The organism is Streptomyces altiplanensis (genome assembly GCF_053591575.1).
Genome location: NZ_JBSFUB010000002.1, coordinates 125,845 through 139,248, shown reverse-complemented (window position 1 = coordinate 139,248; position 13,404 = coordinate 125,845). Strand labels below are relative to the sequence as shown.

General features: G+C 73.7%; 12 protein-coding genes and 1 tRNA gene. 5 read left to right on the top strand and 8 right to left on the bottom strand.

The genetic code is table 11. The features are described 5' to 3' along the window. Position 1: 1 nt before the first annotated feature. From ACWD0Y_RS01510 to ACWD0Y_RS01495, 4 genes are all read left to right on the top strand, one after another. Entirely contained in the window at positions 2–1,009 is a 1,008-nt protein-coding gene (locus ACWD0Y_RS01510; RefSeq protein ID WP_450258447.1) for a DUF3830 family protein, read from the top strand. After that, entirely contained in the window at positions 1,006–1,740 is a 735-nt protein-coding gene (locus ACWD0Y_RS01505) for a maleate cis-trans isomerase family protein (protein WP_450258446.1), read from the top strand. Before ACWD0Y_RS01510 ends, ACWD0Y_RS01505 begins: the two co-directional genes overlap by 4 nt. Positions 1,741–1,834: 94 nt before the next feature. Further along, positions 1,835–2,260: a VOC family protein gene (locus tag ACWD0Y_RS01500; protein WP_450258445.1), complete on the top strand. Its 426-nt coding sequence runs from the start codon at positions 1,835–1,837 to the stop codon at positions 2,258–2,260. 140 nt (positions 2,261–2,400) lie between these two features. Then, on the top strand, positions 2,401–3,462 hold the full coding sequence (locus ACWD0Y_RS01495; RefSeq protein ID WP_450258444.1) for an LLM class flavin-dependent oxidoreductase: 1,062 nt from the start codon (positions 2,401–2,403) through the stop codon (positions 3,460–3,462). An 18-nt stretch (positions 3,463–3,480) separates the two neighbouring features. Here ACWD0Y_RS01495 and ACWD0Y_RS01490 read toward each other — a convergent pair whose 3' ends face one another. Continuing rightward, the gene (locus ACWD0Y_RS01490; RefSeq protein ID WP_450258443.1) at positions 3,481–5,370 is read right to left on the bottom strand and encodes a putative bifunctional diguanylate cyclase/phosphodiesterase; all 1,890 of its coding nucleotides are present in this window, start codon (positions 5,368–5,370) and stop codon (positions 3,481–3,483) included. Positions 5,371–5,612: 242 nt separating this feature from the next. Between ACWD0Y_RS01490 and ACWD0Y_RS01485 the strand changes: the two genes are divergently transcribed. Next, a complete protein-coding gene (locus ACWD0Y_RS01485; RefSeq protein ID WP_450258442.1) occupies positions 5,613–6,917 on the top strand; it encodes a M6 family metalloprotease domain-containing protein in 1,305 nt (434 codons plus the stop codon). Between the two features lie 66 nt (positions 6,918–6,983). On the opposite strand, the gene ACWD0Y_RS01480 is transcribed toward ACWD0Y_RS01485, so the two are convergent. The 7 genes from ACWD0Y_RS01480 to ACWD0Y_RS01450 all read right to left on the bottom strand — a co-directional run bounded on the left by ACWD0Y_RS01480 (position 6,984) and on the right by ACWD0Y_RS01450 (position 13,310). Continuing rightward, positions 6,984–7,057, bottom strand: a tRNA-Lys gene (locus ACWD0Y_RS01480). Further along, the gene (locus ACWD0Y_RS01475) at positions 7,048–7,692 is read right to left on the bottom strand and encodes a hypothetical protein (protein WP_450258441.1); all 645 of its coding nucleotides are present in this window, start codon (positions 7,690–7,692) and stop codon (positions 7,048–7,050) included. Before ACWD0Y_RS01475 ends, ACWD0Y_RS01480 begins: the two co-directional genes overlap by 10 nt. Before the next feature lie 184 nt (positions 7,693–7,876). Continuing rightward, complete coding sequence (locus ACWD0Y_RS01470) at positions 7,877–8,218, bottom strand: hypothetical protein (protein WP_450258440.1); 342 nt, start codon at positions 8,216–8,218, stop codon at positions 7,877–7,879. 98 nt (positions 8,219–8,316) lie between these two features. After that, positions 8,317–9,678, bottom strand: a complete 1,362-nt coding sequence (locus ACWD0Y_RS01465) for an AAA family ATPase (RefSeq protein WP_450258439.1) — start codon at positions 9,676–9,678, stop codon at positions 8,317–8,319. Further along, positions 9,675–11,276 (bottom strand): hypothetical protein, encoded by a 1,602-nt coding sequence (locus ACWD0Y_RS01460; RefSeq protein ID WP_450258438.1) that lies wholly within the window; start codon positions 11,274–11,276, stop codon positions 9,675–9,677. Before ACWD0Y_RS01460 ends, ACWD0Y_RS01465 begins: the two co-directional genes overlap by 4 nt. After that, positions 11,267–12,475 carry a hypothetical protein gene (locus ACWD0Y_RS01455; RefSeq protein WP_450258437.1) on the bottom strand — a complete coding sequence of 403 codons (1,209 nt, stop codon included), beginning with the start codon at positions 12,473–12,475 and terminating at the stop codon, positions 11,267–11,269. The genes ACWD0Y_RS01460 and ACWD0Y_RS01455 overlap by 10 nt, the downstream gene beginning before the upstream one ends. After that, complete coding sequence (locus tag ACWD0Y_RS01450; protein WP_450258436.1) at positions 12,360–13,310, bottom strand: phosphatase PAP2 family protein; 951 nt, start codon at positions 13,308–13,310, stop codon at positions 12,360–12,362. The genes ACWD0Y_RS01455 and ACWD0Y_RS01450 overlap by 116 nt, the downstream gene beginning before the upstream one ends. Positions 13,311–13,404: the final 94 nt, after the last annotated feature.

Sequence of the window (13,404 nt, the reverse complement as noted above, 5' to 3'; positions counted from 1 at the left end):
CATGACCGACCGGTTCGTGGACGTGTCGCTCGACAGGCGCGGTGTGCGCTGCACCGCGAAACTCCTGGACGACCGGGCGCCGGTCACCTGCGAGGCGGTGTGGCAGGCGCTTCCGCTGAGCGGGGACGTCTACCACGCGAAGTACGCCCGCGACGAGATCTACGCCCTGGTCCCTCCCTTCGCCGCGCAGGAGCCACCGCTGGAGAACCCGACCGTCACCCCCGTTCCCGGCGACCTCTGCTACTTCTCCTTCTCCGGCACCCAGTTGGGCACGGCGTCCCACGGTTACGGCCCGCGGCCCGCGCTCCGGGCCGAGGCCAGTGATCCCGCTCCCGTACAGCGCGTGCGCCGCGCAGCACCAGGTCGTCCCGGTGGCGCGCGGCCACCAGCTGCGACCCGGCCGGCAATCCGTCCGCGTCCGTCCCGCACGGCACGCTCGCGGCGGGCTGCTGGTGCCGGGCAGGTCCTTGGTCATGGCGACGACCAGGCCCGCCACGTATTCGGCGATGGGCAGGTCGAAGGTCCCGCGGGCGTTGGTCACCACCGTGCCGGACGCGACGAGTTCGGTGAGCCGGGGGCGCGGCGGGTCGCGCTGGTCACCCCGTACACCGAATCGGTGACGAGTTCCCTGGGGGAATATCTCGCCGAAGCCGGGATAGCGGTCACGGGACGCGCTTTCCTCGGACTGACCCGGCACATCTGGAAGGTCCCCTACCGGGATGTGGTGGACATGGCCAGACAAGCGGTGGTGGGGGCGGCCGACTGCCTCTTCATCAGCTGCGCCAACCTGCCGGCGTACGACGTGATCCCGCAGCTGGAGGCCGGGCTGCGGATGCCGGTGCTCTCCGCCAACCAGGTCACGATGTGGTCCGCGCCGCGGCGGATCGGGGAGCGCGCCGTCGGCCCGTACCAGCAGCTGCTCACCGACGGGACGGCACAGGTGCCCGAGCCCGCGCCGGCACCGGCGACCGGGCAGCCCCGGCAACAGCGACAAGAGGGATGGTCATGACAGCGGTCGGTTTTCTCTACCCCGGACACTCCGCGGAGGACGACTACCCGCGGATGGAGATGCTCCTCGACAGCGATGTGCGGCTGGCCGTCGTGCACACCGACGTCGGCGAGGACGCGCACCGCGTCGACGCCCTCCTGGAGATGGGTTCGCCCGCGCGCCTCGCGGCCGGGGTGGAGGAGCTGCGGCTCGCGGGGGCGGAGGCGGTGGTGTGGGCGTGCACGAGCGGCAGCTTCGTCTTCGGTCCGGACGGCGCGCGGGACCAGGTCGGCCTGCTGGCGCAGGCGGCCGGCCTGCCCGCCTCCAGCACGTCGTTCGCCTTCATCCACGCGGTACGGGACCTGGGCGCCGCCCGGGTCGCGGTCGCGGCGACGTACCCGGACGACGTGACGGCGCACTTCACCGGCTTCCTCGAAGCGGCGGGCACCGAGGTCGTCGCGGCGCGCGGCAGCGGTGTCGTCACCGCTGCCGAGGCCGGCACGTGGGGCCGGGACGAGGTGCTGGCGCTGGCCCGCGCGGGCGACCGTCCGGACGCGGAGGCGGTGCTGCTGCCGGACACGGCGCTGCACACGGCGGCGTACCTGACGGAGCTGGAGGAGGCGCTGGGCAAGCCGGTCCTCACCGCGAACCAGGTCACGGTGTGGGAGGGACTGCGGCTGGCGGGGCGGCGGGTGCGGGCGAAGGGGCTCGGAACGCTCTTCGCCCGCGAGGACCGGGACGCGCCTCTTTGATCCGCTTCGATCCGCACGGCCCGGTGGGGTGACCGCCGCGGCGCGCGCCGGCCGCCTCCCGCTCCGCGGCTGCCGCTCGCGGCACAGTGGAGGCATGGACACGGACGACAGGGACCTTCTCGCCCGGGCGCGGGTGGCGACCAGGCTTCCCGCTCAGGACCTGGACCGGGCGCGGCGTTTCTACGCCGAGCGGCTCGGCCTGCGGCCCGTCGACGAACGGCCCGGCGGGCTGCTGTACCGGTGCGAAGGCGCGGATTTCGTGCTGTTCCGGTCGACGGGGGCCTCGCCCGGCACCTTCACGCAGATGGCCTTCGAGGTCGACGACATCGAGGCCGTCGTCTCGGAGCTCAAGCGGCGCGGCGTGGTGTTCGAGGAGGTCGACGTGGACGGGTTCCGGACCAGGGACGGGATCGCCGAGATCGACGGGAACTACCCGGGCAAGGGTGCCCGGGGCGAGCGGGGCGCCTGGTTCCGTGACAGCGAGGGGAACATGCTCGGCATCGGCGAGCCGGTCGTCTGAGCGGCCGCCACGGTTTGGCCGGCGGAGCGACCGGGCTCCCGGGCCGGGGTGCGCTCCGCGGACCCCGGCCCGGGGAATAAGCGGAGCCCCCCTCCTGTTGTCGCCTCCGTCGTACGTACCGCACTCAGGAGGACACACCGGTGGACGCGATTCGAGGCACGGCGAGCGCAGGCGCGCCGGTACCCCTTTCCGTACTCGACCTGGCGACGGTGGGCAGCGGAACCACCGCCACCGAGGCCCTGCGCACCAGCGTCGCCATCGCGCGCCAGGCCGAGAAGCGCGGCTTCCACCGCTACTGGGTCGCCGAGCACCACTCCATGCCCGGCGTCGCCAGCTCCTCCCCGGCCGTGATCCTCGCCCACATCGCCGCCCACACCGACCGCATCCGCCTCGGCTCCGGCGGCGTCATGCTGCCCAACCACGCGCCGCTGGTCATCGCCGAACAGTTCGGCACGCTCGAAGCCTTCGCCCCCGGCCGCGTCGACCTGGGCCTGGGCCGCGCACCCGGCACCGACGGCGCCACCGCGGCCGCGCTGCGCCGCACCGACCGCCTGAACGAAGGCGCCGACGACTTCCCGCAGCAGCTCGCCGAGCTGACCCGGTTCCTCGACGACGACTTCCCCGACGGCCACCCGTACGCCCGCATCCACGCGGTCCCGGGCCCGGTCCAGGGACCGTCGGCCCGCCCGCCGATCTGGCTGCTCGGCTCCTCCGGCTTCAGCGCCCGCCTCGCGGCCACGCTCGGCCTGCCCTTCGCCTTCGCCCACCACTTCTCGGCGCAGAACACCATCCCGGCGCTCGACCTCTACCGCGAGTCGTTCCGCCCCTCGGCCGTCCTCGACGCCCCGTACGCCCTGATCGGCGTGTCGGCCCTCGCGGCGGACGACGAGAAGGAGGCCCGCCGCCAGGTCCTCACCGGCGCCCTGTCGATGATCCGCCTGCGCACCGGCCGCCCGGGTCTGATCCCGACGCCGGAGGAGGCCGCGGCGTACCCCTTCAGCTCCATGGAGCGCGAGTTCGTCGACAGCTGGCTCGGCAACGTCGTCCACGGCACCCCGGACGAGGTCCGCACCGGCCTCGACGACCTGGCCAAGCGCACCGGCGCCGACGAGCTGATGATCACGGCCAACGCCCACGGCGGCGACGCCCGCCTGCGCTCGTACGAACTCATCGCGGACGCGTACGGCCTGCCCCGCGCGTGACCTCCCCGGCGGTCGCCGTCAGACCCGCTGCGGGCTGACGGCGATCATCGCGGCGATCCGCTCGGGGCGCACCGCCCGCGAGTACAGCCACCCCTGCCCCGTGTCGCAGCCGATCCTGCGCAGCCGCGCGGCCTGCCCGGTCGTCTCCACGCACTCGGCCGTGACGGTGAGCCCCAGCCGGTGCGCGAGCTGCACCATGGCCTCGACGATCGTCTCGTCGGCCGGGTTCGCGTGCGCCTCGTCCTGGAAGCCGCGGACGAAGGACCCGTCCAGCTTGAGCACCGAGACCGGCAGCCGGCTCAGATACGCGAGGTTCGAGTAGCCGGTCCCGAAGTCGTCGATCGCGATGTGCACCCCCATGTCGCTCAGCGCCTGCAACGCCTGGAGCGGCCGTCCCGCCGAGCCCATCACCGCGGACTCGGTCAGCTCCAGCTGCAGCAGGTCCGGCGCGAGGCCCGTCTCGGCGAGGATCCCGGCGACATCGGCCACCAGGTCGGAGTCCCACACCTGGCGGACGGCGACGTTGACGCTGACGAAGATCGGCGGCGTGCCGGGGTGCTCGATCTGCCACTGCCTGGCCTGCCGGCAGGCCGTCCGCAGCACCCAGCGGCCGAGCTGGACGATCGAGCCGTCCTCCTCCGCGATGGAGATGAACCGATTCGGCGCCAGCGTGCCGAACTGCGGATGCTCCCAGCGGACCAGCGCCTCCACCCCCCGTACGCCGCCGCCCTCCAGGTCCACCAGCGGCTGGTACTCCAGCGTGAACTCGCCGCGCTCGACGGCCGGACGCAGCGTGCTGGACAGGGCCTGGCGGGTCATCCGGTGGGCGTTGCGCTCGGGGTCGAAGAGCGTCCAGCGGGCCTTGCCGTCCGCCTTCGCCCAGTACAGCGTCGTGTCCGCGGCCTGCATCAGGGCGGTCGCCGTGGTCCCGGCCGCGGCCCGCTCCACGACCCCGATGGACGCGGACACCGCCAGCCGCTGCCCGGCCAGGTCGAAGGGGAGCTGAAGGGCGGTCAGCACGGCCTGGGCCAGGTCGGCGAGCTGCTCCGTGCCGGTGGAGTCCTCGACGAGCAGCGCGAACTCGTCACCGCCGAGCCGCGCGACCAGATGGCCGCCGGTCCGGGCGTAGCCGTACTGCTCGGCGCACCGGGTCAGCCGCGAGGCCACGGCGGTCAGCAGCCGGTCGCCGATGCGGTGGCCGAGGGTGTCGTTGACGGCCTTGAACCCGTCGAGGTCGAGGTAGCAGACGCCGATCCGGCCCGTGCTCCCGTCCTCGTACGCCGCGTTCTCCAGCGCGGACGTGAGCCGCTCGAAGAACAGCGTGCGGTTGGGGAGCCGGGTCACCGGGTCGTGCATCTGGAGGTGGCGCAGCCTGGCCTGGAGCTCACGCCGGTCGCTGACGTCCGCGACCGAGAGCAACGCCGTTCCGCTGCCCGGTACGGGCGTCATGGTGACCTCGGCCCACAGGGACCGCCCGTCGGGGTGCTTGAGCCGGCGGGTGCAGCGGAAGCGGGCGCGCCGGCCGGCGAGGACCTCGCGGTAGGCGTGCAGGTGGCGGGCGTCGGCGGCGAGGTCCAGGAGGTCCGCCGCGGACCGCTCGTGCAGCCGGCCGGCGTCCGTGCCGAGGAGCCCGGCGAGGGAGGGGTTGGCGGTGACGACGCGCCCCTCGCGGTCCACGACGGCCATGGCGAGGTGCGCGACGTGGAAGGCCGCCCGGTAGTCGCGCGGCTCGGTCGCGGAACGACCGGATTCATTACACTGTGTGACTGTCGGCCGAATGGTGTGGGGGGCCGAACCGGGTCCTTCGAAGGTTCCGCTCACCGCTCGCTCCCGCAGGGCATTGATCGCTTCCAGGTGTCGTCGGGGTCGGCGGCGGGGTGGGGAACCACCGCCCGGGGCGGATTCCATGCAGGAAAGTGTGCCGATCATAGAGGCTGCCGGGACGGCCGATCCAGCTACGCCACCGTGACGCGGCGCACCTGACGTCCGCGGACGATCGTTTCTGCACATGCGCGCCTTGTGGTGTTCCTCCGCGACCGTTTGTGACTTTCCGTGATGTCTCCCGGGGTGTCGGGCTACGGATGAGGTGTCGGAGACCCTGTCACCCATGTGGGGTAGTGGAACAGGGCATACCTCATAAAAACGCAACAATGTGGGTGGGGCGTCCCGTACTTACGCACCCGGAGGTCGACGTGGTCCGTCAGCAGGCACCCGGGGGAGCCGACCGGTCCCGCCGGTGCCGGCGCGAACGCCTGCGCAGCACAGCCGCGGTGTTCACCTCCCTCACGGCGCTCGCCGCCACCTCCCTCGTCGCGGGCCCCGCCGTGGCGGCGCGGAGCGAGGGGCCCTGCGTGCTGGCGCGCACCACGGCGCACCACTCGCTGGGCCTCGACAGCTGGAACCCGGCCTACCCGCGCCCCCTGCGCACCCTCGACGCGGTCATGATCTTCCTGGCCTTCCCCGACTCGGCGCCCACGCTCACCCCGGACGAGATCGCCGCCGACTACTTCCCGGCCACCAGCGACTTCTTCCGGCACGCCTCGTACGGGAGGTTCACCCTGCGGCCGCACCCGCAGAGCGAGTGGGTCGAGATGCCGCGGGACTCCACGGCGTACGGCATAGAGCGCGACTGGGACGCCGGGCACCGCACGGCCTATCTGAGCGACGCGGTGGCCGCTGCCGACGACCGGGTCGACTTCGCGCGGTACGACATCGTCTATCTCGTCGCCGACCCGAACGCGCCCGGCGTGGACTCCGACGCGACCAAGGTCGTCAACTTCGACAGACCGCTGCGGGCCGACGGCCGGGACATCAAGCGCATCGTCACCGTCTTCGAGCAGCACCCGCCGGACCGCAATGTGCTGGCCCACGAGACCGGCCACGTCTTCGACCTGCCCGATCTCTACCACCGGCCGGTGGACGGCAAGGGCGACTGGGACACGTACGTGGGGGACTGGGACGTCATGGGCAGCCAGTTCGGGCTCGCGCCGGAACTCTTCGGCTGGCACAAGTGGAAGCTGGGCTGGCTGGACCCGCGGCAGGTGGCCTGCGTGCCGGGGACCGGCGAGACCCGCCTCACCCTGGAGCCGCTGGCGGCCGACCCGGCCCGGAGCGGGGAGGGCGGCACGCGGCTCGCGGTCGTACGCACCGGGGAGGACAGCGCGCTGGCCATCGAGGCGCGGAGCGGGTCCGGCAACGACCGGGCGCTGTGCACGGAGGGCGTACTGATCTACCGGGTGCGCAACGGGCCCGCCTCGGGCGGCGGGCCGATCGAGGTGGTGGACGCCCACCCGGACAGCGAAGCGTGCTGGGACCGGTCGGTGTACCCGCCACTGGCGGACGCGCCGGTGCAGGAGGGGGAGACGTTCACGGTGCCGGGGGAGGGGACGAGGGTGGAGGTGGCGGACCGCGCACGGTCGGGGGCGTGGACGGTGCAGATCACACCGGACGCCTGACCACCCGGCGGCCCGGCACGGGCAACGAAAAGGCCCCTCGCTTCCGCGAGGGGCCTTTCCCGTCTGTGCGCCGCCAGGGACTCGAACCCCGGACCCGCTGATTAAGAGTCAGCTGCTCTAACCAACTGAGCTAGCGGCGCCTGCTGACGTCGTAGACCTTAGCACCCTGATCGGGGGGAGGAAAAATCGATATCCGGGCCTCCGTGCCCCGGTCGGGGCGGGCCGCCCGTACGCACGCCCAGAGCATCGCCTCGGCGCCCGGCAGCCACGGACGGCGGACGTCGGGGGCGACCAGCCAGCGCGGTCCCGCGCCGGCCGGGGCGGTGGCCGGGGCGCTGAGCGGGGGGACGGTCACCGCGTCGCCCGGGCCGTGGCACAGGACCGACGGCACGGCGCCCTTCCCGCTCTCCTCGGCGGTACTCCCCGTCTGGCCCCACTCCTCCCAGGTGAGCAGCGACGGGAGCCGCTGGGCGGTGCCGGGGGAGGTGAAGAGCAGCATGCGGCCGCGGTGGACGGCGACCGGACCCGAACCCGGCCCGTCCGCCCATAACCGGTCCAGCATCCGGCGGCCGAAGACCGCCGGGACGCTCACGACGTCGAACACGGAGCCGCAGGGCAGGACGCCGGGATCGGTGGGGCGGGCCTCCCACAGCGAGAGGGTGCTGCGCGGGTACGCGGCGGCGGAGGCGAGCCAGGCGGCGCCGGCGGAGGTGACGTGGGCGGGGGTGCTGGAGTGCGCGTACGGGGAGACGTCGTTTCGCTTGCGGGCGGTCATGTCATCTACGTCTACCGACAGGAACTGCTCCGCCCCCGCGGGTTCGCGGAAACCGGGACAGGGAGGAGCGGCGGGCGGTATCTTGCGGCCCGGCATATGCCATGAGTCTGTGACGGCCCGAAGAGCGAGACCGCCGCGTCCGCTGCGGCTCCACGGAAGCTCCGGTTCTACGGAAGCTCCGGTTCTACGGCAGTTTCGGGCCGCGGAGCAGGTCGAGGCCGAACTCCACCATCTTCTTGGCGTAGTCCTCGGTCCAGTCCGCGCGCCGTGCGATGTCGGCCGCCGTCAGCCGGTCGAAGCGCTTGGGGTCGGCGAGCTGAGCCGCGGCGATCGCCTGGAACTCGACGGCCCGGTCGGTCGCGGTCCGGAACGCCAGCGTCAGTTCCGTGGCACGTTCCAGCAGCTCGCCGGGGTCCTCCATCGACTCCAGGTCGAAGAAGTGCTCGGGGTCGGCGGCTGCCTCCGAAGGCTCGAAAAGCAGCGGCGCGGGGCGCAGCCGCCGCTCGGTGCGCTCGGGTTCCGCCATGGGTTTTCCTTCCCTCTTCGGCCACGTGTGCTCGATGGCCACCGTCCATTGTCCCGGACCGCGCAAGTACGCCTCGGGCCCCGGCCCGCGGCCCTGGTCTACGGCTGCGGCCGGTACCGGACCCGGTGCTCCGCCAGGTGCGCCAGGACCGCGTGGTTCGCCTCCCAGCCGTCCGGGAACTTGACCGTGACGCCCAGCTGGACCGGCTCCGTCGAAGGGTGCTCGTCGAGCAGGTCCGCGACGCCCTCCCGGCACACCACGACACACGCGTGCCGGTGGCGCGACGCCAGGACGCACAGGCGGCCCGTCTCCAGGTGGAACGCCGTCGCGTCGGGCCGCCCCGACAGCGGGTGCAGCACCACCGTCACGTCGAACTCACGGCCCTGGAGGCGGTTCGCCGTGTCGACCGCGACGCCCGTGACGCCGAGGCCGGCCAGTGCCGCCCGGACCGCCGCCGCCTGGTCGCGGTGGGCCGTGCCGACCGCGACCCGGTCCGCCGTCAGCGGGGCCGGGTCGGGGGAGCGCTCGCTGACCGCCGCGCCGCCCCGGTCCAGGAGGCGGCGTACGACCTGGGCCACCGCCCCCACGGCCTCGGGGTCCGTGCGCGGGGTGTGCCGGGCCGGGAGTTCCAGCAGGCCCCAGCCCGAGGCGGCCGCCTCGTCCAGCACCCGGTCGGGGCCCGAGCCGTCGGACGGGACGCCGAAGGTGAGGCGCCGGTCGCCGTGGCCCGTACCGCTGCGGAAGGGCGTGTACGGGTAGAACGCGTCGGAGACCAGCGGCGCGGCCGAGGCCGGAAGCCGCCAGGACACGGGCAGGCGGTGCTGGGGCAGCTCGGGGTTGTGGGCGAGCAGGGTCGAGACCGCGCTGGCGGACGGGTCGTAGGAGAGCCCCGCCCACTGGTCGGCGCCGACGATGGAGAACGGGTCCAGCTGGCCCGGGTCGCCGACGAACAGCGCCCGCTCGAAGAGCCCGGCCACGGCGAGCAGCGCGTCCGAACGCATCTGGTACGCCTCGTCGACGATCGCGTGCGTCCACGGATCCACGGTCTTCACGTGCGCCCACTTCGCGGCCGTCGAGATGACGACGTCCAGACCCGCGAGGTCGGCGGCCTTCGCCGACTTCCGTACGTTCGCGAGGTCGTCGAGGGCCTTGTCGTACGGGTCGGTGTCGTTGCTGTGGAGACGGCCGACCGGGAGGTCCGGCTCCTTCTCCGCGAGCCGCAGGACCAGGTCGTCGACCTGGGCGTTGGTCTGCGCGATCACCATCAACGGCCGCCCCGCGGCAGCCAGTTCGAGCGCTGCCCGCACCACGAGCGTCGACTTGCCCGCACCGGGCGGCGAGTCCACGACAACGCCGCGGTCCGCACCGTGCAGCGTGTCGTGGAGGATCGCCGCGGTCGCGCGGGCGGCCTCGGCGCCGGGGTCGAAGCGCGGCGCCCCGGCGGAGGGGGGACGGGTCACAGGAGGTCCTCCGGGGTCACGGGGTCGGGGTGCTCGGCGCTCGCGCCCGGCGGGCCGCCGTGGGTCCAGGGCGTCGCCTCCGGGTCGGGCAGTTGGGGGCCGCCGCGCTGGTCGTGCTCGAAGAGCGTCCAGCAGACGTGCTCGCCCTTCTCCGGCACGGACCCGGGGGCCGGCTCCTTGCCGCGGCCCATCTTGTCGGTCACCCGCAGCACCAGGACGCCTTCCTCCTCCTCGTACCGCACGAACTCCGCGGTCTGCGGCCTGCCGTCCAGCGAGCGGTAGACCTTGGTGCGCCCGCCCAGGTGCGGGGCGTCGTCCGTGCGGACGGTGACCAGGGGGCGGGGGCCCGGCCGCCTGCCCTCGCTCATGGTCATCACCACGTCCAGGACCTCGCTGGTGAACGCCTCGCCCGCGAGCCGCCGCCCGGCCATCACCAGCGGATCGTCGAGCGCCTCCTGCGCCTCCAGCTGCGCCTGCGCGGTCTCGCGGGAGGCGAGCTTCTGCGCGGCGGTCACCGCGTCGTCGCGCCGGGGCTGCGGCGGCTCCCCGGCCCGCACGCGGTCGCGGTGGCCGGTGTACGACCAGCGGTCGCGCGTCCAGCGGTCCGCCGCCCGCGTTCCCTCCGGCAACTCCCGCAGCAGGTCGAGCCCGCGCCACACGGCCTTCCAGGTGGGCAGCATCTGCCCGGCGAGCAGCTCGCGGATGTGCCGCTCGGCGGCGGCCAGTTCACCGAGGCGCGCGTCCGCCGCGAGGCCGTCCTCGGCGGCGGCGAGCGCCTTGCGGGCCCGGTCGTAGCGGTCGATCGCGGGCGCCAGCAGTGTGTTGTCGAACGCCGGGTCGGTCGCGGGCCCGGCCGGCGGGCACACCAGCTGCCCCTGCCCGTCCCGCTCCAGCTCCGCGCGCAGGGCGGCCTCGGCGCCGGATCCGTCCGGACGTCCCGCGGAGCCCGGATCGATCCAGGCGAGCAGCGCGCCCAGGTGCTGGTCCTCCAGGCCGGACTGCCCGGTCGCCCAGTGGCGGCCCAGCAGATCGGTCGCCGCGAGGAGGAGCGAGGACCCCGGCACCCGGGCCCGCTCGCCGTAGTGCGTCAGCCAGCGGCCGAGCAGCGGGATGTGCGGGGGCGCGGGGTAGGGCGTGTCCGGGTCCTGCTCGGCCGTGCGCCGGAAACGCGTCGAACGCCCGAGCAGCCGTACGTACTCGATGCCCGCCCGGCTCGGCACGATCAGCTGTGGCGCGTCCCTGCACAGCTCGACCTCGACCTTGACCCGCTTGCCGGTCGCCGGGTCGGTCTCGCCCCGCTCGGCCGGTTCGACGTCGTCGGCGTACCCGTCGATGTACGGCAGGACGGCCTCGGCGAGCTCCGCGAGGAACGCGAACCGCAGATCGCGGTCGCGCGGCTGTGTCACCGCGAGGAGCCGCGGCGCGTCCCGGTCGGTCCCGACGAGCGCCCCGAGCGGCGCACCGGCCTCGCCCGCGGTCGTCAGCGGTACGAACACCAGGGGCCGTTCGGACAGATGCCGGTGCCGGACGGTGGCCAGCGCCTGGGCCCGCCCCGTCCGTACGGCGTCCAGCCGCGCGAGTGTGCTGATCAGTGACATGCCGCCCCCTCCGGCGCCGCGGACACGGCCAGCGCCTGTGACCGCAGCGCCGCCGCCCGGCGCAGGGCCGCCACCGTCGGATCGGCCGGATCCCCCGCCGTCCCCTCCGCCGCGGCCAGGACCTCGCCGATCGTCGTCAGGCCGCCGAGCTCGCCGCGCACACTGCGGCCCAGTGTCTCCACCGTGCCCGCCGCCCGCGCCTTCTCACGGCAGTGGAAGGCCAGCTCGCACGTGGCCAGGCACTCCGGGGCGTACGCCGCGCCGACCGATTCGACGGCCGCCGCCAGCTTCTCCGCCGGCTGGTCCACGTCGAAGGTCGTGCCCTCGGGGAGCGCGGCGGCGAGGTCTTCGACGCGGGTCAGGCGCTCCAGCTGGCGCCGGGTCACCGACCGCTGCTTGCGTACGTCGACGGCCGACGCCGCCGGCAGGTTGGAGAAGTCCTTGGGGCAGACCAGCAGCACCGAGTGGCGCACCCGCGCGTCCGCCACCTTCGCCGCGACCCGCTCCAGCGCCAGGACGTACACCGCGGCCTGGCGGGCGGCCGCGCCCACCTTCGCCGCGTCCGCCGAGCCGTCGATCATCGGGAAGGACTTGATCTCCACGACGGTCCAGTGCCCGTCGGGGTGGACCACCACCGCGTCCGGTTCCAGGTACGCGGGCGAACCCGCCACCTCCAGGGCCAGCAGCGGGTGGTCGAGCAGCGTCCAGGCCGCTGCCGCCGTGGCCTCGCGCAGGGCCAGCGCCGTCCGCGCGGCCCGGCCCTCGGGACCGGCCGCCGCCAGGTCGGGCACACGCGTCCCGCCGGGGGCGGGGGGCTCGCAGCCGGTGCCCATGCGCTCGTACAGCAGCCGCATCAGCTCCGTGCCGCCGTCGGCCTTGACCCGGGCCTCGAACGCGTTGCCGCGCATGAAGGCGAACTGCGACTGTCCGAATCCCGAGGGGGAGCCGAGCGCCGCGGCGAGCGCGGTCTTGTTCACCCCCGCGCCGTCGAGCAGCGCGCGCCGCTCGCAGCCCGGGTTGGCGGCGAGCGCCGCCAACGCGCGCGCGTCCAGGGGCAGTGGCGCGACGGACGGGCCGCGCAGTTCAGCGAGCCGCTGCCGCAGTGCCGTCGCCGGTTTCGGCGCCGTGCTCTGCGGCGGTACGTGCGGATGCACCTGCGGAGGTGTCAGTTCGTGTCCGCTGCCCAGGAATTCGCTCACCCGCGGAAGTCTCGCATCCGGCACTGACAACGCCACCGGAAACGGTGGACTCCACGGCGCCCGCCACCGGGGCGAACCGGTCCCGCACCCGGTCGGCCAGTCGTACGAACGGCCTGGTCAGAGCCAGTCCGAGGCTCATCACGGCAGCGCCGGCGACCGCGTCGAGAAAGTAGTGGTTGGCCGTCCCCATCACCACGAAAGTGGTCAGCAGCGGATACGCGGCGCCGAGGAACTTCATCAGCGGCGTACGCCCGTGCCGCCACAGCATCACCCCGCACCACAGCGACCATCCGACATGCAGGCTCGGCATCGCCGCGTACTGGTTGGTCATCGAGCCGAGCCCGCGCGGCGCGCTCGCCGCGTCGCCCCACCAGCCGTACGCGCTGTACTGCGCCATCGTGTCGACGAAGCCGTGCCCCGCGTCGAGGAGGCGGGGCGGGCAGGTCGGCATCAGCGTGAAGCCGGCCAGGCCGAGCACGGTCGAGAGCATCAGCCAGGTGCGCGCGGCCCGGTAGCGGGCGGTGCGCCGTCTGAAGAGCCAGACGAGGATCGCCGGGGTGACGAGGTAGTGCAGCGACGCGTAGGCGAAGTCGGCGGGTATCCCGAGCCAGGCGTGCTCGGTGAAGAGCCGGTTGAGGGGGTGCTCGGCGTTGAGGCGCAGGAGCTTCTCGACGCGCAGGATCGCCAGACCGTGTGTGACGGCCGTCGCCTCGTCACCGCGTACGAACAGCCGGCCGCCGGCGTAAGCCGAGTAGACGACCACGATCAGCAGCAGCTCGGTCCACCAGCGTGGCTTTCCGCGGGGCGCGGTGTCCTGCATCCGAACGCTCTCCATTTGTCTGATGTGCGGCCTACGGGCTGTCTGGCCACCCTTTCAACCGTACGGCGTACGAGAACACGTGTGCGCACCGGGTGCGCGAGTACAGGGA